This window comes from Hymenobacter sp. BT559 (assembly GCF_017571525.1).
GTDB lineage: Bacteria > Bacteroidota > Bacteroidia > Cytophagales > Hymenobacteraceae > Hymenobacter > Hymenobacter ginsengisoli.
Genome location: NZ_JAGETY010000001.1, coordinates 67644 through 93534 on the forward strand (window position 1 = coordinate 67644; position 25891 = coordinate 93534).

Annotated in this window: 17 protein-coding genes and 1 tRNA gene; 7 read left to right on the forward strand and 11 right to left on the reverse strand. The window is 61.9% G+C overall.

Annotated features, from left to right (window positions below):
* The first annotated feature begins 36 nt into the window (after positions 1-36).
* Together J4D99_RS00285 and J4D99_RS00290 are read left to right on the forward strand one after the other, a co-directional pair.
* Entirely contained in the window at positions 37-1422 is a 1386-nt protein-coding gene (locus tag J4D99_RS00285) for an O-acetylhomoserine aminocarboxypropyltransferase/cysteine synthase family protein (RefSeq protein ID WP_208129698.1), read from the forward strand.
* Between the two features lie 138 nt (positions 1423-1560).
* Positions 1561-2589, forward strand: coding sequence for a homoserine O-acetyltransferase family protein (locus tag J4D99_RS00290; protein WP_208129699.1), 1029 nt, complete (start codon positions 1561-1563; stop codon positions 2587-2589).
* A gap of 87 nt (positions 2590-2676) precedes the next feature.
* Here J4D99_RS00290 and J4D99_RS00295 read toward each other — a convergent pair whose 3' ends face one another.
* The 4 genes from J4D99_RS00295 to J4D99_RS00310 form a co-directional block, all read right to left on the reverse strand.
* Positions 2677-3294 carry a hypothetical protein gene (locus J4D99_RS00295; RefSeq protein ID WP_208129700.1) on the reverse strand — a complete coding sequence of 206 codons (618 nt, stop codon included), beginning with the start codon at positions 3292-3294 and terminating at the stop codon, positions 2677-2679.
* Between the two features lie 34 nt (positions 3295-3328).
* The gene (locus tag J4D99_RS00300; RefSeq protein WP_208129701.1) at positions 3329-4837 is read right to left on the reverse strand and encodes a SusD/RagB family nutrient-binding outer membrane lipoprotein; all 1509 of its coding nucleotides are present in this window, start codon (positions 4835-4837) and stop codon (positions 3329-3331) included.
* Between the two features lie 18 nt (positions 4838-4855).
* Positions 4856-7966, reverse strand: coding sequence for a SusC/RagA family TonB-linked outer membrane protein (locus J4D99_RS00305; protein WP_309509602.1), 3111 nt, complete (start codon positions 7964-7966; stop codon positions 4856-4858).
* Positions 7967-8394: 428 nt separating this feature from the next.
* Positions 8395-9639 (reverse strand): alpha/beta hydrolase, encoded by a 1245-nt coding sequence (locus tag J4D99_RS00310; protein ID WP_208129703.1) that lies wholly within the window; start codon positions 9637-9639, stop codon positions 8395-8397.
* Positions 9640-9775: 136 nt separating this feature from the next.
* Between J4D99_RS00310 and J4D99_RS00315 the strand changes: the two genes are divergently transcribed.
* Positions 9776-10675, forward strand: a complete 900-nt coding sequence (locus J4D99_RS00315) for a S66 peptidase family protein (protein ID WP_208129704.1) — start codon at positions 9776-9778, stop codon at positions 10673-10675.
* A gap of 18 nt (positions 10676-10693) precedes the next feature.
* Here J4D99_RS00315 and J4D99_RS00320 read toward each other — a convergent pair whose 3' ends face one another.
* Positions 10694-11137, reverse strand: coding sequence for a hypothetical protein (locus tag J4D99_RS00320; protein WP_208129705.1), 444 nt, complete (start codon positions 11135-11137; stop codon positions 10694-10696).
* Between the two features lie 134 nt (positions 11138-11271).
* Here J4D99_RS00320 and J4D99_RS00325 point away from each other — a divergent pair.
* Positions 11272-11344: transfer RNA gene (locus J4D99_RS00325), tRNA-Thr, on the forward strand.
* Positions 11345-11635: 291 nt separating this feature from the next.
* On the opposite strand, the gene J4D99_RS00330 is transcribed toward J4D99_RS00325, so the two are convergent.
* From J4D99_RS00330 to J4D99_RS00350, 5 genes are all read right to left on the reverse strand, one after another.
* The gene (locus tag J4D99_RS00330; protein ID WP_208129706.1) at positions 11636-11851 is read right to left on the reverse strand and encodes a PID-CTERM protein-sorting domain-containing protein; all 216 of its coding nucleotides are present in this window, start codon (positions 11849-11851) and stop codon (positions 11636-11638) included.
* A gap of 86 nt (positions 11852-11937) precedes the next feature.
* Positions 11938-18846, reverse strand: a complete 6909-nt coding sequence (locus J4D99_RS00335; RefSeq protein ID WP_208129707.1) for an FG-GAP-like repeat-containing protein — start codon at positions 18844-18846, stop codon at positions 11938-11940.
* Between the two features lie 27 nt (positions 18847-18873).
* Positions 18874-19875: a hypothetical protein gene (locus J4D99_RS00340; RefSeq protein WP_208129708.1), complete on the reverse strand. Its 1002-nt coding sequence runs from the start codon at positions 19873-19875 to the stop codon at positions 18874-18876.
* Positions 19876-19941: 66 nt separating this feature from the next.
* On the reverse strand, positions 19942-21696 hold the full coding sequence (locus J4D99_RS00345) for a DUF5723 family protein (RefSeq protein WP_208129709.1): 1755 nt from the start codon (positions 21694-21696) through the stop codon (positions 19942-19944).
* Between the two features lie 111 nt (positions 21697-21807).
* The gene (locus J4D99_RS00350) at positions 21808-21990 is read right to left on the reverse strand and encodes a hypothetical protein (protein WP_208129710.1); all 183 of its coding nucleotides are present in this window, start codon (positions 21988-21990) and stop codon (positions 21808-21810) included.
* Positions 21991-22207: 217 nt separating this feature from the next.
* Between J4D99_RS00350 and J4D99_RS00355 the strand changes: the two genes are divergently transcribed.
* The gene (locus J4D99_RS00355; protein ID WP_208129711.1) at positions 22208-22948 is read left to right on the forward strand and encodes a helix-turn-helix transcriptional regulator; all 741 of its coding nucleotides are present in this window, start codon (positions 22208-22210) and stop codon (positions 22946-22948) included.
* A gap of 165 nt (positions 22949-23113) precedes the next feature.
* Positions 23114-23788 (forward strand): helix-turn-helix transcriptional regulator, encoded by a 675-nt coding sequence (locus tag J4D99_RS00360; protein ID WP_208129712.1) that lies wholly within the window; start codon positions 23114-23116, stop codon positions 23786-23788.
* A 13-nt stretch (positions 23789-23801) separates the two neighbouring features.
* Here J4D99_RS00360 and J4D99_RS00365 read toward each other — a convergent pair whose 3' ends face one another.
* Positions 23802-24647, reverse strand: coding sequence for an alpha/beta fold hydrolase (locus J4D99_RS00365; RefSeq protein ID WP_208129713.1), 846 nt, complete (start codon positions 24645-24647; stop codon positions 23802-23804).
* A 292-nt stretch (positions 24648-24939) separates the two neighbouring features.
* On the opposite strand from J4D99_RS00365, the gene J4D99_RS00370 reads away from it, so the two are divergent.
* Positions 24940-25863, forward strand: coding sequence for a cation diffusion facilitator family transporter (locus tag J4D99_RS00370; RefSeq protein WP_208129714.1), 924 nt, complete (start codon positions 24940-24942; stop codon positions 25861-25863).
* Positions 25864-25891: the final 28 nt, after the last annotated feature.

Here is a 25891-nt window from a genome sequence, read left to right on the forward strand (position 1 = left end):
CGATTTTCAATAACAATTTTTAAAATTTTCAGCCTCATGGCCACCCAGAACCTGCACTTCGAAACCCTGCAACTCCACGCCGGCCAGCAGCCCGACCCCACCACCGGCTCGCGCGCCGTGCCCATTCACCAGACCACCAGCTACGTGTTCAAAAACGCGGAGCACGGCGCTAACCTCTTTGCGCTGAAGGAGTTCGGCAATATCTACACCCGCCTGATGAACCCCACCACCGACGTATTCGAGCAGCGCATTGCGGCGCTCGAAGGCGGTGTGGCGGCCCTAGCGGTGGGTTCGGGCCAGGCGGCGCAGTTCATTGCCCTGAACAACATCTTGCAGCCCGGCGACAACCTTGTATCGAGCTCCTACCTCTACGGCGGCACCTACAACCAGTTTAAGGTGGCGTTCAAGCGCCTGGGCATCGAGGCCCGCTTTGCTGATGGCGACGGTGCCGACAGCATTGAGGCGCTGATTGACGACAAAACCCGCGCTATCTACCTCGAAACTATTGGCAACCCCAGCTTTAGCGTGCCCGATTTCGAGCGTATCGCGGCCGTAGCCAAAAAGCACGATATTCCGCTGGTAGTGGATAATACGTTTGGCGCGGGTGGCTTCCTGTTTCAGCCCCTCAAGCACGGCGCCAACATCGTGGTCGAGTCGGCTACCAAGTGGATTGGCGGCCACGGCACCAGTGTGGGCGGCGTAATCGTGGACGGCGGCACCTACGACTTCGGCAACGGCAAGTACCCCCAGTTTACGGAGCCTAGCGAGGGCTATCACGGCCTGGTTTTCAACGATGTATTTGGCAAGAATGGGCCGTTTGGCAACATTGCCTTCATCATTCGCGCCCGGGTAGAGGGCCTGCGCGACTTCGGCCCGGCCATCAGCCCCTTCAACTCGTTCCTACTGCTCCAAGGCCTCGAAACCCTGAGCCTGCGCGTAGAGCGCACCGTCGAAAACGCCCTCAAAATAGCCCAGTGGCTGGAGCAGCACCCGCAGGTGGCTAGCGTCAACTACCCCGGCCTGGCTAGCAGCCCGCACCACGCCACGGCCGCCAAATACCTGAAGCGCGGCTTCGGCGGCGTGCTGTCGTTCACGCTGCACGGCACCAAGGAAACTGCTGTGGCCCTGATTGACAACCTCAAGCTCATCAGCCACTTGGCCAACGTAGGCGACGCCAAGACGCTCATCATTCAACCCTCGGCTACCACCCACCAGCAGCTCAGCGAGCAGGAGCAGGCGGCTTCGGGCGTGACGCCCACGCTGCTGCGCCTGTCGGTCGGCATCGAGCACTTCGATGACATCAAAGCTGACCTGGAGCAGGCCCTGGAGGCGGCACGCAGCGCCGCCCCCAAAGGCGCCGACGAAGCTACCGATACCATTCCGGAGCCCGAGCGCGAGCATGCGCAGCCGCTGGAGGTATAAGTATAGCAAGTAGTTAGCAAATGGTGCCCCGGCCGCTGGCCAGGGCACCATTTTGTGTTGTAGCCCGTGGGTAGCCCGGGCCAGTCGTTCTGCCTTCCGCTTTTACTTTATTCTACGCTCGTTATTTTTTAGCCTGTTATGCCCGAGTTATTCTTTTCCCTGCCCGACCCATTGCCACTTGAAAGCGGCGAGCTACTGGCCGGCGCTAGGGTAGCCTACCGCACCTGGGGACAGCTCAACGCCACCCGCGACAACGTGGTGTGGGTGTGCCACGCCCTCACGGCCAATGCCGACGTGCTCGACTGGTGGCCCGGGCTGTTTGGGGAAGGCTGCTTTTTTGACCCGGCCGATTGGTTTATCGTGTGCGCCAACGTGCTGGGCTCGTGCTACGGCAGCACCTGCCCACTCGATGCCGACCCGGCCACCGGGCTCGGGCGCTTCCAGGATTTTCCACTGCTCACCATCCGCGACCTGGCGGCCGCCCACGAGGCCCTGCGCCAGGAGCTGGGGCTAGCCCACATTCATACCCTCATCGGCGGCTCGCTGGGCGGGCAGCAGGCCCTGGAATGGGCCGCCAGCCAGCCTGATGCTATTGGCCACCTGGTAGTTATTGCTACCAGCGCGCGGCATTCGGCCTGGGGCATCGCCTTCAACGAGGCGCAGCGCCTAGCCATCGAGGCCGATGCTACCTACCACGAAAACCGGCCCGGCGGCGGCGATGCCGGGCTAGCAGCGGCCCGCGCCGTGGCCCTGCTCAGCTACCGCGGCTACGAGGCCTACGCCAACACCCAGACCGAGCCCAGTGACGACGTGCTGCGCGACTTTCGGGCAAGCAGCTACCAGCGCTACCAAGGCAACAAGCTCGTGGCCCGCTTCGACGCCTATAGCTATGTGGTGCTCTCGCGGGCCATGGACTCGCACAACCTCGGCCGGGGCCGGGGCGGGGTAGCCGCAGCCCTAGCAGGCATTCGGGCGCGCACGCTGGTGCTGGGCATTACTTCGGACGTGCTGTTTCCGCTCAGCGAGCAGCATACCCTAGCCGAGGGCATTCCAGGCGCGGTGTATGCCGAACTGGATTCGAGCTACGGCCACGACGGCTTTTTGCTCGAAACTGCCAAAATCACGCAGGCCCTAGAGGCCTTTTACGCCGCGGCGCTGGCTGAGTAGCACGGTAGCGCTTACAGCAGTGAGCCATAAAAATAGCCCTAGCCGTACGGCTAGGGCTATTTTTATACCCTCTTTTCTACTTACTCCTTAGAATATCAGGCGCACATCTACCTCAGTAGAAATAAGCTGCGTGCCGTCTTCTAGTGTAATAAGGAAGAAAAAGCGTAGCTGATTGGGCGTCTGGGGGTTACTGTTGGGCGTGAGCGTGCCTTTACGCCGGGCCAGGTTTTCGGTAAAGGCATAGGCGGCTGTTTTGGTAGAGCCGGCCGGCAGGGTTGGAAAGGCCGCGTTGAGGCGCGTCACGTAGTTGCGCACCGCGTTCAGGTCTGAGCTGAAGGTAATCGTGTTGGAGCCGTTGCCTGCAACGGGAGTGGTCAGATAGTTGGGGTAGAGGTTGCTTTGTAGGTACTCCACGCCGCTGTTGCCGGTCGCAACCTTGGTAATTTCCTTAATCTTACCCTTATCGGCCGGAATGCTCAAGGTGATAGAAAAGCTCCCGGTGCTATTGGCCAGGCCATTAGTTGTGTCCACTTTGGCCGTTACGACGGGGAAGCGCTCGAAATATACTTGATTAGTGACCGTAATCGGGATGGCCGCCACACTGTCTTGCAAGGGGCCTAGCTTGTTGCCATAGTCCTTTTTGCAGCCCGCAAAGCCGGCAACTAAGACCAGGAGAAACAAGAACTGAATAGCTGATTTTTTCATGATAGAAAGCAGTAGAAAGTAAAAATCCGCCGGCCTAGTTGCTGGCCCACCACACTGGTTTGTCAATGGTCACATTCGTCTTCGGCATCACGTCGCCGTTGGCGGCTACCTCGGAGGGCGGGTACAGCAGGCGCTGCGGAATGTTGGGCGTGAAGGACACGTTCAGCGCCGGCTGCAGATGCGGCGAGCCCGTGCGGCGGTAGTCGTTCCAGGCTTCGTAGCCATTGCCCACCCAGGCTATCCATTTCTGGAACAGAATCTGATTTAGCTTGTGCGTGTCGGAGCCGCTAAGGGTGACGATGGTCGGATTGGCCGCGAAGTAGGTGTCGATATCATTGGTCGAAAGCCCTGTTAATTCCATTGACCGCCGAATACCTTCTTGATAAAGTGCGTTGGCATCGCCCGCAGTGCCTAGCCGAACGGCCATTTCAGACAGGATGAATGCGCGCTGGAAATTGGTGAGCAGGCGCACTGGTGCCTCGCCTACTGCCCCTAGCACGTAGGTGCTGTATACCGACCGGTTGGCTATTGCGGGAGCTGTAGCATTACTGCCGTTCTCAAACCCGGTGAATTTACCAAACGGGGTATTGTGGGTAGAAGTGGGGTTGCTGTTGGTGGTCGTGAAGAATTTGGGCAGGCGGGGGTCTTTGTATGCCGTCAGCGAGTCCAGAAAGCGCGTGCTAGCCATCTGGTCATTGGGGCGGTTCGTTATGTTATAGGCATAGAACGGGTTGGTGTTGCCCACCGCCGTGCCGAAAGGCACGGAGAAATCTTCCGAGTTGGCGGCGATAGCCGCGCTACCATTGGCGCCCTTGGCCAGCACCTCGTTTATCACTTTGGTGGCCAGAGCGGGGTCTTTGCGACTTACGGTACAGGCAAACTTGAGCAGCAGCATATTGCCTACTTTCCTCCACTTAGTGAGGTCGCCTTTGTACACAAAGTCGTCGCCGGCCGGCTTGAGCACGCTAGGCTTGTCGAGGTCGGCCAGCCCCTCGCGCACCAAGTCAAACAGGCTCTGGACGCCGGTAGCGCCCTCGTAGATATCCTGCTGGCGGTCGAAGGCGGGGTGAATATTATTCAACCCCTGCAAGGCCTGTGAGTAGGGCACATCGCCCCACATATCGGTAACCAGGGCAAAGTTGTAGGCTTTCAGCAGCTTGGCAATACCGGTGTAGGCGGGGTTAGCGGCGTTGTTGTTGATGAGCGTTTGGGCGCCGTTCAGGTTGTTGCCGTAGAGGTCGCCGCGCCACTCGTTGTCGTAGTTGCCGCTGATGGCGTATTTGTCTTCCGTAAACGGCTGGTTGGCAATACCAGCGTAGTGCTGAATAAAGAGGTCGCCGTCGCGGCCCAAGGTGTTGCCCACCACGAAGGCAGTGCCTACGGTGATGGTCGGCAGCTGCACCGACGGCTGCACCACTACCGGGTTGTTAGGGCTGACATTGACATCCAGAAACTTATTAGGCGAGCAGCCGGCGGCAGCCCAGCCCGCTAGGGCCAGCGCGGCGTAGCGCAGACGAGGAAGGTGCGATAGCGATAAAGTCATGACAGGAAAAAGGCTGAATTAGAAAGTGAGCCGCAGGTAGGCGCCGTAGCTGCGCACGCTGGGCGGGCCTTGCAGGTCGAGGCTGCGGATGTTGCCGGCACCCTGGGTGTTCACTTCGGGGAAGAAGTTGGCGTTGGGCGCGTAGTAAAACAGGTTGCGGCCCGATACCGAGATGGAGGCACTACCGAAGGGCGTGCGCGCGAGGAAGTCTTTGGGCAGGGTGTAGCCTAGCGACACTTCGCGCAGCGTGTAGTGCGTGCCGTCGAAGATGTTGAGGTCGCTCTGCAGGCCCTGGTTGCTCCAGTAGCTCTGGGCATCAACCTGGATGTTGTTAGGGCGGTAGGTGCCGTCGGCGTTCTGAATCACGCCCGGAATAACGCGCGGCTGGTCGCGGGCCACGCCGGTTTGCTGCAGCATACCAGCCGACTTATACGCCGCCTGCGTAAACGAGAGGATATCTCCTCCCACGATGGCATCGACGAGCACCGACAGGTTGAAGCCTTTGTAACCGAACGTGTTGGTGATGCCGCCCTGCCAATCTACGTTGGGGTTAGCCGTTACTTGCGAGCTCAGCTCCGTCACCCAAAGCCCGGTTTTGGGGTTAATCAGGTACTGGCCATCGGGAGCGGTAGCCTTCTTCTGGCCCAGAATAACACCGTAGGGCTGGCCCACCACAAACGAGGGTACCGAGCCGATAAACGAGCTACCGGGAATAGACGAGCTAACGACGCCTGGGTAAATCGACACCACTTGGTTGCGGATGCGCGTGTAGTTAGCCGAAATATCCCAGGTGAAGCCCCCGGCGCTGCGCACGGGCGAGGCCGTGAGCAACAGCTCAATGCCCTTGTTGTCGAGCTCGCCGGCATTAGTGTAAAAGCTGCTGTAGCCGGTGGTCGGCGCTATCGTAACCGGAATAATCTGGTTCGAGCTCACGGTCTTGAAGTACGTGGCGTCCAGCGTCACACGGTTGTTGAAGAAGCCCAGGTTCAGGCCGACTTCGGCCGACTTCGTAAACTCGGGCTTTAGCGTATTCAACACGTTTACGCCGCCGATAGTAGTGCTCGGCCGGAAACCCACCACGTTGTTGAAGGGGAAGGTTACGTTGGCTACGTTGTTGCCCTGGCCACCGGGCACAAAGTAGGTTTCCAGCACGTAGGGGTCAGCGTCGCGGCCCACTTTGGCGATGTTACCCCGGATTTTACCGTAGGAGAAGATGTCTGAGTCGATATTAAACGCATCCGTGAACACGAAGCCGGCCGACACTGAGGGGTAGAGGAAGGTGCGGTTGCTGGCGGGCAGCGTTGAAGACTGGTCGACGCGGGCGGTGCCTTCCAAAAAGAGGTAATTGTTGTAAGCCAGCGACAGGTCGGCGTAGTAGCCTAGCAGGCGGCGCGTATAGTTGGTTTCGCCGCTGCCCGTGAATACGGCCGCGTTGATGGTGTTGTAGAAGCCCGGCTGTGAGAGCGTAGCCGCCGACACGTACGTCTCGTTGCGCTTGCGCTGGTTGGTTTGCTGCCCGAGCAGCAGCGTCGCGTTCAGCTTGTCGAGAAAGATATTTTCCTTTTTGGCCGTAATCAGCAGGTCACCTGTAAACTCAGCGTACTGGATATTGTCTTGAAAAATAAGGCCTGTGGGGTTGCGCGCCGAGCTAATGGCCGCAATCTGCTTGCGGCGGTCGGCGTAGGTATCGAGGCCGGCCCGGTACACCACGCTCAGCCACGGAAAGAAATCATACCCCACGCTTGCCACGTTGATAAAGCGCGTGACATTGCTGGCTGTATTGCTGTTCAGCAGGTTATAATTCGGGTTATCGAGGCCGGGAAAATAGAGGTTAGCGCCGGTAGCCGTCTGGTAGGTCTGGTTCTGCAAATCGAAGCTACGTGGCACCGAGGACAGCGTGCCAAAGGCACTGCCACCGTTGCCGGTTTGGGGGGCTAGCTGGTCGGTTTGCGAAAAATTGACCGAGCCCGTCAGGCGGATTTTATTCTGCAACGTAGTGCCGCCGCCCAGCTGGATGTTGGTGCGCTGCAATTTTGACGACTCGGTGATGCCCTTCTGGGTCGTGCTGTTCACATTCAGCGAGAAGTTGGAGGTGCCGTTGTTGCCGGCCAGCTGCACGCCATTGGTCCACAGCGTCCCCGTTTTAAAGAAATCGCGGATGTTGTTGGGATAGGCCTGGTACGGCAGGTTGGTGCCATCAGCCAGCAGCAAGCCATTGGCGCGGGTGGGCGTAGTGCCAAAGCGCGGGCCCCACGAGTTGGTGCTGCCCGTGAAGATGTTACCGAGCCCGTTGGCGGTCGTAATCACGCCGCCCGTGCCCTGGCCGTAGTCGTTCTGAAAATCGGGCAGGCCCATCACCGTCTGGAAGTTAAAGCCGGTATTCAGCACCACTTCGAGCTTTTTGTTCACGTTAGCGCCCGATTTGGTCGTAATCAGAATGGCGCCCGACGAAGCACGCGAACCGTAGAGAGCGGCCGCCGCCGGGCCTTTCAGGATGCTGATATTGGCAATGTTCTCGGGGTCGATGTCGGCCGCGCGGTTCGAGGTTTGAGCGCCGTAGAGCGTACCGGCCGCGCCGCCGTTGGTGCGGTCGGTGTCGTTGCTCACCGGAATGCCATCCACCACAAACAGCGGCTGGTTGTTGCCGGTGAGCGAGGTAATGCCCCGGATGTTGATGTTGGTCGAGGTGCCAGCCAAGCCGCTAGCCCCCGTAATATTTACGCCCGACACCTTGCCTTGCAGCGTGTTCAGTACGTTGGGCTCCGACTTCTGGGCCACCGCGCCACCCTGGATTTCCTGGGTAGCGTAGCCTAGCGTGCGCTTGTCTTTCTCAATGCCCAAGGCCGTCACCACTACCTCACTCAGCTCACGTGAATTTGCAGTCAAGGCCACATTGAACGTACTGGCACTGCCCACGGCCTGCTCCTGAGTGTTCATGCCCACCGAGGAAAACACCAACGTGGCCCCGGCCGTTGGTACAGCCAGCTGAAACGAGCCATCAGCGTTGGTCGAGGTGCCATTAGTAGTGCCTTTCACAAGCACTGTCACGCCCGGCAATCCCTCGCCGGTTTTCTGGTCCGTAACCTTACCCGTTACTGTTTTCGTCTGTGCCAGGACTAGCTGGAACACCGATATCAGCAAGAGACAGGTTAGTAGTATGCGTCTTTTCATGCAAGTACAATCCTTTAGTTGATGAAAATTATGAGAAAAATCCAGACGCAAACTACTGCTTGTTAGTCAGTCATTTATAGTGAGAACTCAGCATCTACCCTAAAAAAGCAAAACGGCGCTCCTGTACAGGAGCGCCGTTTTGCATAAATTAACTGATTATCAAGGGCTATCACACCCTATCCTCCTCCTTTTTTTCCTCTATGAAATATTTGCACAGCCTATTCTTTTCAGGAATACATTAGTTTCTCAAATACTTCACTAACAGCATATTAACTGCTAAGGGGCAAAAAATACAGAATTCCATTTGGTAAACAACACCCCTTAACACATCGCCCTACTAAACACGTCCTTACGCGCAACCTACCGGTTTACGGGTCCGGCGTGCGCTATTCAAACACGACGCGCGCCGGCGCATAGCCAGCAAACTGGAGCAGGTAGACGCCGGCGGCCAGCCCATTGCGCGGCAGCGGCACTTGCTGGGCCAGCGGCGTGAGCCGGCGCACCACGCGGCCGGTCAGGTCGAGCAGCTGGGCATCGCCCAGTTCGCGCCAGTTGGCGGGCAGGGCTAGCTGCACGGCCTCACGGGCCGGGATGGGGTAGGCCAGCCCCACGGGGCTAGTGGCCAGCGCGGCACGGGCTGCCAGCGGGGTGCCGGCCTGCCGCAGCAGGGGCCGCAAAAAGTCGCGAATAGTCCAGAATGTGGTGTCGGCATACTGCGCATTGCTTTCGAAGGGAATGTGACCGGCCTTGCTGAGGCGCCGCAGCGTGTTGCGCACGCCCACGGCCGTAGCGCGCGGGTTGAGGCGGCCGCTGCCATACACATACTTGGGCGGCAAAAGCCCCCCTCCTATTTTGCCCTGCAGGTAGGGCACCGTAGCATCGGCCGTGCCGTGCACGCTGCACAGCGGCGCATTGCCGGCCTCAATAATGCTGGGGCTCTCGGTGGCGCCGCTCAGGTTGAGCACAGCGGCCACGGCGCTGCTGTAGGCAGCATTGCCGCCGGTGCCCTCTATGCCGCCCAGGGCCGCTAGCCCCACGTAGGCGGGCACTTCGCTGGGCTTGTCGAGGTAGCCGATTTCGAGGGCGATGAAGGCGCCCGCCGACGAGCCGCCGGCCACAATGTAGTTGCTATATATGTGGTAGGTTTTGGTGCTGGCCGCGTCGTTGCGGAAGAAGCGCACGGCGGCGCGCATATCCTGCATACCCCGAATGGCGGCCTGCGCCACCCCCACCGTGTCGGCCGGCTGCGCAACACCCGTAACCGAAAAACCCAGCCGGTAATCGATGCTGGCCGCCACGTAGCCGAGCCGAGCCATGCGCGTGCAGATGGCCACCATATACGGGTCGGTTTTTGAGCCCAGAAAGAAGCCGCCCTGATGCGCAAAAATGATGAGCGGCCGGCGCTTCACTGTGTCGCCGGCGGGCTGGTAAATGTCCATCGTCAGCACCTGGGCCGCGCCCGTGTAGCTAGGTGCCGTGGCGTAGGCCACACCGCTAGTGACGGTCACATTGGCAAAAACCGGCTGGTAATAGCGCCCGCCCGTGGTGTCGATGGGGGCTAGCTGAGCCGAGGCCAGCCCGGGGCTGGCCAGCAAGCCCAGCACAGCCAGGAAGCGGAAAAGTGCTTTCATAGGGGTAAATCCAGGCTGCTGTGACGCAACCAGTTGCGTGAGAGTTGCTTGTGCCAACGCGTTTTGGCGCGTAAGGTTAGTGCCGGGGCTATGGTTTCTTTGTGAACTTTCACCGCTAGCCCCCGCCTACCGCTTTATGCCCTCTATCGCTCCTCCTTTTTTGCAAGCCGGCCAGCGCGTGGCCATTGTGGCACCCGCCCGCAAAATCAGCACCGCCGAAATCGAGGTGGCCCGCCAAACGCTGCAAGGCTGGGGCCTGGAAGTGGCGCTGGGCGAAAGCATCGACGCCGCGCACCACCAGTTTGCGGGCGAAGATGCGCTGCGCCGCCGCGACTTTCAGCGCCAGCTCGACGACCCCGGCATCCGGGCCATCTTGTGCGCGCGCGGCGGCTACGGCACCGCCCGCCTGGTCGATGAGCTGGATTTTAGCGCCTTCGCCGAAAGCCCCAAATGGGTGGCGGGCTTTTCCGATATCACCGTGCTCCACAGCCACCTGCTGCGGCTGGGCTACCAAAGCATTCATGGCGTGATGCCGGTGCTCTTTTGCCAGGAAAACGGCGAAGCCGCCCTGACGAGCCTGCACCACGCACTGTTTGGCGAGCCGCTGGCCTGCGCGGCACCGGCCCACCCGCTCAACCGCCCCGGCACCGCTAGTGGTGAGCTGGTGGGCGGCAACCTGAGCTTGCTCCAGACCATTACGGGTACGCGCTCGCAGGCCAGCTTTGCGGGGCGCATTCTTTTCCTGGAAGACCTGGATGAGTACCTCTACCACATCGACCGCATGCTGCTGCACCTGCACCGCAGCGGGCAGCTAGCCGGGCTGGCCGGGCTTGTGGTGGGCCACTTCTCGCAAATGCGCGACAACGCCGTGCCCTTCGGCCAAACGGCCTACGAGATTATCGACCACTATGCCCAGCGCTACAGCTTTCCGGTGGGCTACGGCTTCCCCATCGGCCACAAGGCCACCAACGAGGCCGTGGTGGTAGGCCGCCACGTGACCCTTACCGTAGGGCAGGCCGGCAGCCGACTGGGCTAGTAAGCTACTGATTGACGATTACTTACGGCGCTGGCGCAGGGCCTGCGACACAGCGCCGGCCACCAGGCCGCCTACCGTGTACCAGGCTACGGTCATGGCCTGGGTCTGGGGCGTGCGGTTGCTGGGTGCCTCGCCCAGGCCCATCGGGCCAGGCAGTACCACGCCGCCCACGCCCGCCGTGACCCCTAGCAATAGGCCGCGCCGCAGGCTGTGCTTGCCGCTGCCCACTACCGTGTAGTAGAGGCCATTGCTGAGTATATCGCCGAGCATAGTAGCGGTGTAGAGTTCGCCTTCACTAGGCTGCGGCAAGTCGGCCAGGTTCAGTATTTTGCGCAGGCCGCGCTCACCCAGCACGTCCATGCGGGGTGCATCCTGGGGGCGCAGGCGGCGCGCCGCTTCGTGGAGCGCAGTGAGGGCAATGGCCCCGGCAAAGCCGGCAGCCAGTGAAGGTAGTAGTTTCATCTGGGCGTCTTTCGTGTCTGCTTTCAGACGCAAGCGGGGCGCTGGGGTTGCGCAATTTTTTTGCAAGCATTGCGCCGCGTTGGTCGGGCGGCGTATATTTGCAGCCCCAATGGCTACAAGCCACTGCGGAAAGCGCCGATTTAGCTCAGCTGGTAGAGCAGCTCATTCGTAATGAGCAGGTCGTTGGTTCGAGTCCAATAATCGGCTCTCCTAATACCCGGAAAACCGCCTCTTACCTTGTAAAGGCAGTTTTCCGGGTTTTTTGCGTCTGGCGGTATGAGCTCTTTCCGACGCGAAGCCGAGGGTTTGACGCAAGCGCCGCCCGTTACGCCCCTTGCCTAGCTGTTCAATATGGATTGCGCCGCAACAAGCTAGGCAAGGCCAAGCGCTGCGCTGCGCATCTGGCAGTGTGCTTTCATAGCACGAGCAGGGGCAATCTTACCCGCTGGAGACGAAGCGGCTACTATCAGGCACATAGCTAGGTCGACCAGGCAGCAGCTAGCTTCGAGGGCGGCGCAGCCGTCGCAGGCCGTAGGCAAGGCTGCTGGCGAGCAATAGCCCCGCTCCACCATCGAGGGGCACGGCAGTAGGGGCTGCCGGGGCGCCGGGGCCCCCGGTGGTGCCGCCATTGCCGGGTTGTGCTGTCGCCGCCCGGCCGGCAACCAGCAGGCTGCCCAGTACTACTGCGCGCAAAGCGAACGAAAACCAAGACATCTTCATGGTAGTGATTTAAAGTAAAAGCGAAAGGGAATATTTGCCGATAGGGGCCGGGCACCGAGGGCGGCCCGGCCCCGTCGGGCCTAGCGTAGCACTAGCCGCTGCGTGGGGAGTGTGCCCGTGGCCTGGCCCTGCGCATTGCGAGTGGCCAGGCGCAGCACGTACACGCCGCTTGGCAGTTCGGCCGTGGGCACGTGCAACTGCCCCGCGCCTTGGCGCACGGCTAGGGTATAGTTCCCGACCAACCGCCCCAGGATGTCGAGCAGCTGCACCTCGAGGGCCGCGGTGAGGGCCGGCAGCCCAGTTACGGCCAGCGTTACCTCGGCCGTAGTCGCGGCGGGGTTAGGGTACAGGGTGGCCTGGGCGCTGGCCAGGCTCGCACTGGCCGTAGCCAGCGGGCCAGCCGGCCGGAACACCAGCTCAAAGCGCCCGCTCGTGGCCGCGCCCGCTGCCACGCTGAAGGTGTAGCTTGGCTGCTGGCCAAGGTCGGTGAGGGTGCCGGCCAGGCCGTCGCGCAGGTACACGGTGGTGCCGCCGGCCAGGCTAGTGAAGTTAACCAGCTCGGTAGCGGTGAGCGAGTAGGTGCCCGCCGGCACTTGCAGCCACACCGGTATCACCTCATCGGCAGTCGCGCCGGCGGCCAGTGGAGCACGGCCATCCACCGATACCCCTACGGCGGGGCTAGCGGCGGGCGTGATGGCCGTAGCCAGGTAGTACCCATTGGAATTGAGCAGCTTGTAGGCGTCGAACCGGCTATCGAACCCGGCCGTGGCGCCCGCCTCAAAGTACACAAAAGTTTCGTCCTGGGCCGTGGCGGGGGTGGCGGGGGTGGCACCCAGCCCTAGGCTCAGGCGCAGTAGTGGGCGGGTGCTGGCCGTGCGCTGCACGGCGGGCTGGCCGGCCGCATAGCTGGTGAGGCGGTTAGCATTGGTGAGGGTGAGGGTGCCGGGGGTGCCCGCCGCACTGGTGCGCACGAAGAAGCCTTGCCCGGCGGCCAGCACGCCCGTGCCCGCCCCTACCCCATTCACGAAGGACCGGTAGCGGCCGGCATACGCACTGGTGCTCTGGAAGACGTAGGCCGCCGCATCGAGGCCCGCTAGGCCCGAGCCGCCGGTATTGGGGGCACCCACCGTGCCCCAGTCGAGCGGGGCCGGGTAAGGGTTGCCGAGCAGCTGCCAGCCGGCATCGGGGTCGGTGCCGCGGCTGAGGCCGGCCAGCGTGATGGGGCCATTGTTGAAGCTGCCGCGGAAATCGACCAGCTCCTGGTTGCCAATCTGCACGGTGTAGCCCCGGCCCACGGCTAGGGGGTCGCTGAGCGCGGCCGGCGAGAAGTACCCTTTATCAAACGCCGAGATGCCAGCGGCCGGCGAAGTAGCCAGGCGGGTTTCGTCGTAGCCAAATACGTTTGGGTAAGGCGTGACGCTGGGCGGCGTGGCGCTGGTGTTATAGGCCGGGTTCACGACGGGCGTAAAGGCGCCGCCGGTGGCCGTAGTGGCCAGGTCGGCCACGGTCGAGTTGCTGACCGGGGCGCTGTAGTGGCGGTAGCCGCTGGCGCCGGTGTTGCCGCTGGCGTCGATGTAGCGCTGCATGGTACCAGTGCCCACCACCGTGCCCGTGCCGCTATTGACGACGAGCGCCGTGCCGGCAGCCGACGACAGCAGCGTGAGCGACTGGCCATTGAGCACAAGGTTGCCCGCCCCGGCCACGGCCACTACCTGCGCCACTGCCACTGGGGCCGTAAGCGTGACGGTGGTGCCGCTGATGGTGCCCAGGTTGCGTACCTGGCGCGGCAAAGCGTCGCCGGTTACCTGCGCCGCCTTGCCAGTATATACGTAGCTGGCATCGGTCGAAAAGGTGCGGGTACCGGTGGTTTGCACGGCCCCCTGGCCGGCGGTCGTGCTCAGGCCCAGCGGGTCGCAGATGGCCAGGGTGCCACCGGCGGCCAGGGTGAAATCAGCCGTGCCGGTCAGCGGCTGGCAGTTGGTGTCGAATGCCCCATTGATGACGATGCTACCCGTCACGCTGGTGCTACCCACCAGCTGCGCCACGCCTGTGCTGGTGACGGTAATGGAGTGGTAGGTGCCCGCCGCCACGGCCGTGGGGCTAGCCTGCGTGCCGGTGCTAATGACAAGGTCAAGAGGGGCGCTGCCCTGGCCCAGGAGCACGGCTACCGAGTTGGTCCCCTGGCCAGTCGCGGCAATGTCCAGGCGGCCATCGCCATCCACGTCTCCTAGGGCCACGTCAAACGCTTGCGTATTAGCGGTGTTGAAATTCGTCTTGTTGCCGAAGGTACCGGTGCCGGTACCTAGCAGCACCGAAACGGAGCTGGCCGCATTGTTAGTCGTGACCATATCCAGGCGGCCATCGCCGTTCACGTCGCCTAGGGCCACGCCGCGGGGGCCGGCCGCAGTAGGGTAATCCGTTTTGGGACCGAACCCACCCGAACTCAACCGAAGCATGACGGAAGCCGAATTGCCATACTCGTTCGTTACGACGACGTCGAGCAGGCCGTCGGCATTCAAGTCGCCCAGCGCTACGCCAAAGGGGCTGCTACCAGCCGCATAATCCGTCTTGGGGCCGAAGCTGCCCGTGCCCGTGCCCAGCAGTACGGAAGCAGTATTGCTGCTTGCGTTAGCGGTTACCATGTCCAGGCGGCCGTCGCCGTTCACGTCCCCTAGGGCCACGCTCAGGGGGATGCCGCCGGTAGCAAAGTCCGTTTTGGCTCCGAAGCTGCCAGTGCCCGTGCCGAGCAGCACCGAGGCAGTGCTGGCATACGAGTTGACGGTCACTATATCCAGGCGGCCGTCGCCGTTTACGTCGCCTAGGGCCAGATGGTAGGGACCGATTCCGGTCACAAAATCGGTTTTAGCCCCGAAGCTGCCCGTGCCCGTGCCGAGCAGCACCGAAACGGTATTGACGCTGATGTTGCAGGTAAGCATATCCAGCAATCCGTCGCCATTCACATCGCCCAGAACAATGCCATCTGGGGCGCTCCCGGTCGCAAAGTCGGTTTTGGCCCCGAAGCTGCCCGTGCCAGTACCTAAAAAAACCGAAGCTGTGTTGCCGCTCCCCGTGACGCTGCCATAGTTGGCAGTCACCATATCCAGATGCCCGTCACCATTTACATCGCCCAGTGCTACTCCATCCGGGTATGGACCGCTGGAATAGCTTGTTTTACTTCCAAACGTGCCCGTGCCCGCCGCCGTGGCGGCCGTGAACTGAAAGACCAATGGTGTAGTCAGCGCTGCTCCACCAGCTGTAGCCGCCGTTGTCACCGTGCTGAACACCGTCTCACCCGGCTGAAAATTATAGGCTGAGGGGGAGAAAATAAGCGTGCTGCCACTCACCGTAGCAGAGGTGGCGGCGGTGCGCAGCCCGCCCCTCTGGCTGCTGAATACTTTCAACGCCGAGGCAGCGCTGGCATCCAACGCCTGATTGAACGTCACAACAACTGGAGCACTCGATGAGGCTGATGCGGTGTTGGCCGCCGGGCTGGTGCTCGCGATGGTAAGCGGGGCTGCCACCGTGAAGGTCACGCCATTGCTAGTGCCACCGGGCGTAGTCACGGTTACGTTGCCGGTGGTGGCGCCCGTAGGCACAGTAGCCGTTACAGTCGTGGCGCTCACCATCACCACATTGGTTGCGGCCGTGCCGTTGAAGCTCACGGCGGTGGCCCCTGTCAGGTTGGTGCCCGTCAGCGTCACGCTGCTGCCCACGGGTCCACTAGTCGGGTTCAAGCTAGTCAGCACGGGGGCGGCAATAACGGTGAACGGCAGCCCATTGCTGCTCCCGCCGGGCGTAGTGACGGTTACGCTGCCAGTCTGAGCACCGCTAGGCACTACTACACCGGTTATCTGTGTGCCGGTGGCGTTCACCGTAAAGCCGGTGGTTACGGTGTTATTGCTTGTGCCGGCAAACGTGATGCTGGACGTGTTGGTCAGGTTGGTGCCCGTAATCGTCAGGCTGGTGCCTACGGGCCCACTCAAGGCCGACAGGCTGCTCAGGGCCGGGGCCGGCGGGCTAGTGGGGCCGGTCAGGGTGAAGGGCAGCACCACGCTAGGGTCGGTGGTGCTGGCAAAGCCGGGGCCAGTGCCCGTAACGCGCACCGCTACCGCGCCGGGGCTGAGGCTAGCCGGCAGGTCGGCCGATACGGTCTGCTGGGTGCCGCTGGTGCTGGCCGTGAAATTCTGCCCGGCCACGCCGTTGAACGTCAGGCCCGTGGGGTTATTGCCGCCAAACAGCCAGCTGCCCGTCACGGTGACGCGCGTACTGGCCGGACCACTAGTCGGGCTCAGGCACGAAGCAAAAGGGCTGTCAATCTGCGGATTGAAGAAAAAGGCGTTGCCATTGTAGCCCTGCGGCGTCTGGCTGCCGAGCGTGGTCGTGATATTGACACCCGTGGTGAAATAGCCCAGGCCCGCCAGGTTATACTGAAACGGCACGTAGAGCATCGAGTCGTTCACAATAGTGGGAGTGGCCGCTAGGGTCATGGTCGAGCCGCAGCCGGTAGAGGCCCCGGCCACGAACGCCGCGCCGGTGGCACCCAAAAACCCGGAGCCGCGCACGTACACCTGGTCGCCGGTGTGCAGGCGGTAGAGCCCGCCCACCACCTGGCTGGGCGGCGTGTTATAACCCTGGGCGCCATCGTAGTAGCCCGTCACGTTGAATATGCGCAGCTTGGTAGCGCTGGCCGCCGAGCCGCCGGGGGTGGTCACGGCAATGAGCCGGCTGGTGAGCGGGTACGTAGTGCCGTTCACCATGTAAGAGGCGCCGGGCACGGTAGTCGTAATTTGAGTGCCGGCCACGTTCACCGTGAATGAGGACTGCACGGCCCCGCCAATTTTGAGCTGGGTCAGGCCCTGGAGGTTCTGGCCCGTAATGGTGAGCGCATCGCCGGGCTGCACGTAGGTCGGGCTGAAGGCGCTAACAACCGGCGCAGCAGTTACGCTGAATGTCAGGCTATTGCTGGTACCGCCGGGCGTGGTTACAGTCACGTTGCCGGTGCTAGCCCCCGTGGGCACGGCTACCGTCAGCTGCGTGCCCGCGCTGTTCACAGTATAGCCCGTTGCCGCCGTGCCGTTAAAGGCCACGGCCGAGGCACCGCTCAGGTTCGTGCCCGTCACCGTCACGCTGGTGCCCACCGGCCCGCTGGTCGGGTTCAGGGCGCTGATAGTCGGCGCGGGTGTGAGGGTAAAGACCACGCCGTTGCTGGTGCCGCCGGGCGTAGTCACGGTTACATTGCCGGTAGTTGCACCGCTAGGCACCACTACGCCGGTTATCTGCGTGCCAGCGCTATTCACTGCAAAGCCAGTGGTCACGGTATTACTACTGGTGCCAGCAAACGTGATGGTAGTGGCCCCCGTCAGGTTAGCGCCATTCAGCACAATGGTGCTGCCCGCCACGCCGCTCGCGGGCGCCAGGCTAGCCAGCGAGGGCTGCGCGGTCACCGTGAAATTGACGCCGTTGCTGGTGCCATTGGCGGTCGTAGCGGTCACATTGCCAGTCGTGGCGCCGCTGGGCACCACCACGCCCGTAATCTGAGTGCCATCGGCGCTCACCGCAAAGCCGGTGGTCACGGTGTTGTTGCTGGTGCCGGCAAAAGTCAGCTGTGTCGTGCCCTGCAGGTTGGCCCCGGTCACGGTGAGGCTGGTGCCCACCGGGCCGCTATTAGGCGTGAGGCTGGTAATGCTGGGCGTCAGGCACTGAAAGTTGAAGGCGCCTGCGCCCGATACCACCACGTAGTAGCTGCTATTTGAATTCTGAAATTGCAGGCGCAGCACCCGCGCCGACACCGGCGTGGCCAGCTTGCGCGCCACGAGCAGCGTCGTATTGGCCACGAGCGGCGCCACGTAGGTATCAATAGTCGTGAACGGCCCGGCCGCGCTGGCCGCCGTTTGTAGTTGAATTGTGGTCGAGTTGGCCGCGCTCACGGCCGTGAGCCGCACCCGCACCTCGCTGATAGTCTGAGTCGTACCTAAATCAGCCTGGAGCGTTCCAGCCGTGGAGAAATACGGCGAGTTACCGGTGCTGGGGCTAGCCGGGTCGGTGTTGAAGGCCACGCTGGGCTGGCTGCTGAGCGTACCGCTAGTGCTGGTGCCCACGTAGCTGGCGGCGGGCAGGCTAGCGGCGAAGTTGGCCGAGCTGGCGCAGCCGCTTTTCGTAAAGGCCGCGTTGCTCACCAGGCTCCACTTGCCGTTGGCATCGCGCGAGCGGATGAACAGCCGGTGCGCGCCATCGGCCAGGGTGTTCAGGTCAACGGCAAAGCCCAGGTTGGCCACGTCGGGGGCCGGCGTGGGCACCGGCACGCTGGTGGCGCTGCCAAAGCCGGGGTCGGTGTCGAAGTAATATTCGACGCGGGTAATGTTGGCCGGCGCCGGCGTGATAGCCGAAGCCGGCTGATAGTAAAAGCTACGCGTGGTAGTGAGACTCCACGTACCATTGACATCGCGCGAGCGGGTGCTGAGGCGGTGAAAGCCTACGGTCAGTGGCGTCAGGTCGACGACGAAAGCTAACCCGCTCACATCGGTAGCCGGGGTGGCTATCGGAATGTTCACCCCATTACCCAGGCCCGGCTCGGCGTCAATGAAATACTCGGCCTTGGTGATGTTGGCCAGCGTGGGCGAGCTGGTGGGGGCTAGCGGTAGGTAGAAGCTGCGTGTATTGGTGAGGCTCCACACCCCACCCACATCCTGCACGCGGGTCGAGAGGCGGTGGAAGCCCGCCGTTAGCGCGGCCAAATTGACACTGAAGGTGATGCCGCTCACGTCGGTGCCCGGTGTGAACGGCACGGCGGTGCCATTGCCCAGGCCGGGGTCGGCATCCACAAAGTATTCGAGGCGGTTGATGTTGCCCTGCGTAATGCGGGCGGTGCCAGCCGGTACAGGCTTGAAAGTTAGGCTAGTAGCGGCAGCCGGGTGGCCGGCCAGGCTGCCCAGCAGCCATAGCAGCGCTAACCCGACCCAGCGACTGGGGCGAAAAGTAACTAGTTGCATGACGAATAGAGACTAGGGCCGAATACCTTAATTATTGGCGCGGGTGCTCAGCGTCACGTTCAGCGAATTGCCCGAAATGGTCAGCGCCTCCTGGTAGATGGCCGGGATGTTGGGCAGCCCCCCTAGCTTGTAGGGCGTGGTGCCCCCGAAAGCGCCCACATCGATGCCGCCCTGCCCGGTGCCGCGCGCCGGGTTGGTGCCAGCTTTGAGCTGGTACCACGCATCAAAAGCCGTGGCGCCGGGCGCCAGCACGAACACCGAGCTTTGCGGCACATTGGCCAGGTTGCCGTTCACGTTAGGGTAAGCGGTGGTAAAAGCCTGCGCGCTGATGTTGTTGTTGAATGTATTCCCTGCCCCCCCTGGGCTAGCGGTGAAGTAGTTGTTGGTGACAAAAAGATTATTTAAGGTAGCGCTGGCTAATAATACGTTATTATAAAATCCCCCATTATAACTGGCAGGGATATTAATGCTACTAACAAATATATTATTAGTGAAAAGTATGTTATCCATACTGTAGTAGGCGTACACTTGATTGATATAGTTCTGCCTAATGATGACGTTGGTCAACGTCTGAGGGGTGCCTATTTGATTACTTCCATTCACGTATAAAGTACCAATGTTGCAGCGCTGTACCGTAACGTTACTGGCTTCAATATAAAAGGTACCCGATATCGTCAGCCCGGCTATATAGGCGTTAGCCCCACCAGCTTGCACTTCAATAGTGCTCACCGTCGCTGGCAACGGATTTGCCTGCAAGCCTGCATTCTGACTAGGGTCGAGGAAGTAGCCTGGCCCGACGATGGTCACGTTCTTATTGACGGCGATACCGCTGTAAGCCGTCCCCGACGGCTCGACCTGAATAATATCACCAGCCGCGGCGGCGGCGTAGGCGGCAGGCAGGTCGGCGTAGATGTTGGTGCCTGTAATACCGGTATTATTCACCCGGCGAATGGTTTGGGCCGCAGCCGGGGCCAGGCCGACCAGCGTCAGCAGAAAGCCCAGGAGCGAGAGAAAGGAGAGCTTGTTCATGGCAAAAAACGGGAAAGGGTGAAAAAGTAAAGGGGTCAAACAATGGAGCGTAGTGAAGCTGGCGGCTCAGTGCGGGGCGGGCGCCGGGCTAGCGGGCGGCGTTTCGGCCGGTGGGGCTGGGGTGGCCGGCGGTAGGGCTTCGGCCGGGGTGGCGGGGCTGGTGGTTTCGGGCGCAGCAGGCGGGCCGGCTGGCGCGGGGGCGGCGGGCGGGGCTACCTCGGTGGGTGCGGCGGGCGCCGGGGGCGCTGTTTCCACCGGGGCGGCGGGCGTGGGGGCTAGCGGCGGGGCGCAGCCACGGGTGGCCCAGGTGCCTTTTTCCTTGGGGCACTTGTCGTAGGCGTTGCTCACGCCGTCGCCATCGCGGTCGCGGCGGCGGTGGCGGCGCAGGGCCAGGGCCAGCCCGAAGTACACATCGGCCCCGGTGGCCGACTCAATACCCAGCAGCCCGCCCAGGTTGTCGGAGCCCACCACCAGCGGCCCTAGCCGCAGCATGGCGCCCACTTGCAGCTGCCGGTAGCCATTGGCCAGCAGCACCGGCACGGCCAGCTCGACCTTGCTAAACTCGACGCGCGGCGTGAGGGCCAGCAGGCTGGGCGTGCGGGCGCCGACGGTGCTGGGCGGCAGCACACTTTGCACCCACAGCAGGCCGGCGTAGAGGTGCCCGGCCAGGCGGTAGTCGGCCGTGAGGCGCAGCGCGGCAGGCAGGTAGGTCGTAAATGAGCGCGCCGTGCTGCTGAGGCCCACCGTGCGCTGCAAGGTATTTTCGACCGATTGTAAGGTGCTGAATTTCAACGTATCGAGCTGACCCAGGCGCACGGTACCGCTGCTAGCCACCTGGCCCTGGCGCACCCGCTGATTGTTGTTGTAGCCAATGGCCCCGATGTCGGTGAGGGCTAGCCCCAGGCGCAGGCGATACTTGTTGCGGCTGTCGTCGGGGCGACGCTGCCCGTCCATCTCGTAATCGTATGCTTCGTAGTCGGGGCGCCACTCGTAGGTCAGGCCCAGGTCGGCGCCGTAGCCGCGGCCTAGCTGCTGGTCGCCGTAGAGCGAGCCCAGCGAAAAGCCGTTTTCACCATACAGCTTGTAATCAGTAAGGCCGTAGCTGAGCTGGCGACTTTGCACTTCCAGCGTGTTCTTATCCAGCACCTTAAACTGCGTACCCTCGTTGCGCACGTAGCCGCCGCCCAGCCCCACCAGGTACTTCAGCGTGAGACCGCCCTTGAAGAAGTGCGTGGTGTTGGGCGTGAAGGTGCGGGCGTAGGTGAAGGCAAATTCGTGGTAGGCGCTGGCCTCCAGGTTGAAGCTGTTGTCGGTGAGCAGCTGGTTGGCTAGCCCCAGCTGGCTGGCCTGGCCCAGCCCGTAGCGCGCCAGCCGGGCCAGGCTGTAGCTCACGCCGCTAGCCTGCGCAAAGCCCCGCACCCGGCTGCTAAAGGCCACCGCTGAGCGCGGCCCCAGCGTTAGCAGCAGCGAAGGCAGACGCACTTCGGCCGTGGCGCTGGCGTATTGCAGGCCGGCTCCGCCTTGCTCCGTCAGGTTGTCTTTGCTGAGGCTAAACCCCGCCGACCACGGTTTCTGGGGCAGGTTGAGCTGCAGGTAAGTATTGTAGAAATTAAGGTTGGCCCCGCCCAGGTTGAGGTAGGCACTCAGGCGCGAGTCGGCAATGGCACTGGGGTTGACGTAGGCGCTATTAGTGCCGCCGTAGTTGCTTTGGGCCAGCCCCAGCCAGCCCTGGGCCGCGGCGGGGCTGGCAGCTAGTAGCCAGAGGCTGGGCAGCAGGCACGCGGCTGCCCAGCCCCGGCAGGGGGTAGAGGTTGTTTTCATAGCTCAGAGGAGTGGGTGAGTAACTAGCTGGCCAAGCACGAGGCAGGCGGTAAGTCAAGTAAGGGGCGGGCCGTTAAAAGCGTGTGTGGGAGCTGGCAGCTTGTTCGGGCGCTATATCTTTTTCAGATATTCGTGGATGTCGTAGCGGGCGCTGCGCAGCACCGGGCCACCTGCTTTGGGCAACGCGGCAAGCAGCAGGCTACTGCCGACGAGCCTGCTCGGGCAGGGGGCAGGGAGGCGCCCCCCTTTCCGTGCGCGGGCATGGCCGTAAACTGATAGGAAAACGTTTTTCATAAGGCAAAAAGCGAAGGGCGGCGGGGTATGCAAAAGTCCTTGGGGAAGGCGCGCCCGGCAATACCTATTTGTAGGTAGAAACAGTTGGTTTTCAGCTGCCCAGTGCACTACTCCGCAAGCCAATAGCTTACTTGCCGCCCTAAGCCGCTATCCCGGCGCAGTGGGCGCCCGCGCTGGCTACTGCTTGCATTTGTTTTACCAGGCTGCTGTTTGTGCTATGTCTGAGTCTACCCCTCCCACCGATGTCTTGGTGCTGAGCCTGCCCCAGGCTAGTGCACTGCCGACGCGGGCCCTGCAGCAGCAGCTGGCGGCTATTTTGCTCACCAGCCAGTTTGCCTATGTGTACGACCTGCCTAGCCAGTCGCTGGTGTTCGTTAGTGCCGGGGTAGAGGTGCTGCTGGGCGAGCGGCCGGCCCCCGACGAGCTGACGCTGGACTGGTTTGCCGCCCGCCTGCACCCCGACGATGCCGCCGCCGTGGCGCAGGCGCAGGCCCTGGTGCACCAGTATTTGCACGAGCGCACGCACGCTAGCCTGCCCAATTTTCTTTTTTCGCTCGACTACCGCCTGCGCCACGCCGACGGGCACTACCGGCGGGTGCTGCACGAGTGCCTGCTGCTGGAGCGCGCGCCGGGGCCGGGCCTCATTCAGCGTACGCTAGCCCTCTTCACCGACCTCTCGCCGCACAAGCTCACGCAGGAAGTACGCTACCACGTCAATCAACCCGACTTTGCGGCTTTTGCGGCCCGGCAGCAGCCCGCGGCTCCACTGCTCACGACCCGCGAAAAGCAGATTCTGGCCCTGGTGCTGCAAGGCCTCACCAGCCGCCAGATTGCTCACCGCCTCAAGCTGAGCGAAGCCACCGTGAAAGCTCACCGGCGCAACTTGTTGCGCAAGGCCGGCACCCACAACCTACACGGGCTGTTTTTGCGGTTAACTCCAGCGGATACTAGCATATAGCACACTAGCCGTCAGTAATTTGCCATTCATTCCTACACTTCGGCTATGCCCCCACCAGTACTGCCATCTGCTACCCCGCCCGTTGTGCGCCAGATACTGGACTCTAATCCACCGTCTGTCTATACTCAGCCGGAGGAATGCGACGCCAATCAATTTATCAGCGATATGGCCGCGCAACTTGCCCGGACGCCGCTTATTGGTCGTTTTTCGTACATCTACGATTATCGGGTTCGCGCGCTACTATTTGTAAGCCAAGGCATCGAAGAAGTTCTGGGCGCTAGCCCTCCCAGCGACCGGCAGACCGTAGAGTGGCTCTATGACCGGGTGCACCCCGATGATGCCCCCCAGGTAGCGCAGGCGTCTGTGCTTGTCAATACCTACATCCGGCAGTGCCCGCCGGAGGAAAGCTTTAGCCAGTTTGTTATGGCCATCGATTACCGCCTGCGCCATGCAGCGGGCTATTACCTACGTGTGCTTCGGCAGAACCTCATTCTGGAGCGCGACCTGACGGGAGCGGTTATTACAACAGCCGCGATTTATACCGATATCAGCCATCATAAGCTAACCCAGGACGTGCGGCTGCATGTCAACCGGCCTGATTTTTCGGCCTTCGTCATGCAGCAGGCCCGCACTAACATTACCGCCTATAAAGCGCTTTCCTCGCGCGAGCAGCAAGTGGCTTCCTTGGTGCTGCAAGGGCTTACCAGCTCGCAGATTGCCGCTAAGCTGCACACCAGCGTGCATACGGTGAATACCCACCGACGCAATATGCGGCACAAGCTTAGCGCGCCCAGCTACTACGACCTGCTCTGTCAGCTTGACAAACAGGATTTTGGCTGATTTACAAGTACTCTTAACGGGTACGTACCGCTTCTACCGGGCTCGTAGCGGCGGCAAAGTCCAGTACTAGCTGATTAAACACCGTCGGATTTTCCAGAAATGGCGAGTGCCCACTGCCCGGCACTACGTGCAGCACCCCGCCCCAGCGGCTAGGCGCGGCCAGGTCATCGAAATAAGCAAAATTGATGGCGTGGTCAAACTCCCCTACCGCCAAGGCTAGCGGCACCAAGGTCTTGCCTACATTGCCTACCTCATCGCGCATTTCGCCCGCCCCGATGCTAACCAGCAAGTCAGCGCGGGCGCGGCCATCGGCGCGGGCAATAGCCGCCGCCAGCAACGCTACCTCAGCAGGTGCCGGGTCGGGGCGCAGGCAATAGCGGGCCAATGCGTCTACCTGCGTTGCCGATAAAGAGGCTACGTAGAACAGCTTTCCGGTTTCACTGAGTTGAAATGCGGCCTGCATTTCGGCGGGCGTGCTCACCGGCGGTGCGCCAATAGTTAGCAGCCCCCGCAGGTTTGGCAGGTCTGGCAGTAGCTCCAGCAGCAGATTGCCGCCATAAGAATGCGCTACCACCAGCGCGTGCTCCAGCCGTAGGGCGCGCACGGCCTCCAGCACTATCGTTCGCATGGCCGCCACGCCATAGTGGCCCGGCGCGGGCGGCGACTGCCCGTGGCCCGGCAGGTCGAAAGCGACCAATCGGAAGCCTTGCAAGGCCGGCGCCTGCCACTGCCGCTCAAATACGTCGGCCGCTAAAGAATTGCCATGTAGCAATAGTAACGGCGGGCCGGCCGGGTCACCGGCTTCGTAGGCGGCGAGGCTCAGCCCGGCGGCCGGCAGTAAAAACGGTACGGGAAGCATCGTTAGCAGCTATTTTTAAACGGGTTAGCAACTTAAAGACAGCACATGTACGATTTATGAAGTCGAATATTGACTACTTATCCTAGCCGCTTATTTTTTGCACTGCCGGCAAGGCCGTGGGGCCTCCCAGCGTGGTGGGTGCAGCGAAGTAGATGGCCCACCCAATAGTTTTTTGATAAGCAGCAGACGGCGGCTACTGGCTGTGGCTGTGTGTAATAAGCACTTATGCCGGCTAGCGGCTGTGCCGGGCCGCCCAACCCCCGCCCGCCGGTAGCGTACATGTACGTTGCCTATGTCTGCAAACTCTTCCTCTAAGCTCTCGCTCTACGGCGGTATCGCCGCCAATGTGGCCATCGCGGTCAGCAAATTCGTGGCCGCCTATATCACCGGCTCGTCGGCCATGCTCTCGGAGGGCATCCACTCCTTAGTCGATACCGGCAATGGCGGCCTGCTGCTGTATGGCATGAGCCGCAGCCAGCGCCCGGCCGATGCGCAGCACCCCTTCGGACATGGTAAAGAACTGTATTTCTGGGCCTTGATTGTGGCCGTGCTCATCTTTGCCATTGGCGGCGGCATGTCGTTCTACGAAGGCGTGAAGCACCTCGACCACCCCGAGCCGCTCGAAGACCCCATGTGGAACTACATCGTGCTAGGGGTGTCCATCGTGTTTGAGGGGGCGGCGCTGGTGCTGGCGCTGCGGGCGCTGCTCGAAAAGCCCACGCCCGGCGTGAGCTTCTGGACCACGCTCACTACGAGCCGCGACCCGGCCGTTTTTGCCTCGGTGCTCGAAAATGCCGCCGCCGTGGCTGGGCTACTTATCGCGCTGCTAGGGGTGTATTTCGGGCATTTGCTGAATAATCCGCTTTTCGACGGCGGTGCCTCTATCATCATCGGCTTGCTGCTGATGGGCGTGGCCGTGCTGCTGGTGAGCCGCACCCGGGCGCTGCTCATCGGCGAGGGGGCTAGCGAGGCCACCACGCAGCAGGTGCAGGAGTTGGCGCGCCGCATACCCGGCGTCGCCACCGTGCGCCCGCCCCTCACCATGTACCTGGCTCCCGACGATGTGATGCTCGCGCTCGACGTAGAATTTGAAGACCACCTTACGGCTACTCAGGTGGAAGAAGCCGTGGAGGCCGTACAAAACAGCATCCGGGCGAAGTACCCCGAGTTTAAACGCATTTTTATCGAAGCCAAGTCGCTAGCCGGGCGCGCCTAGCGCTAGCCCCGGCAGGGCGACAACGGCA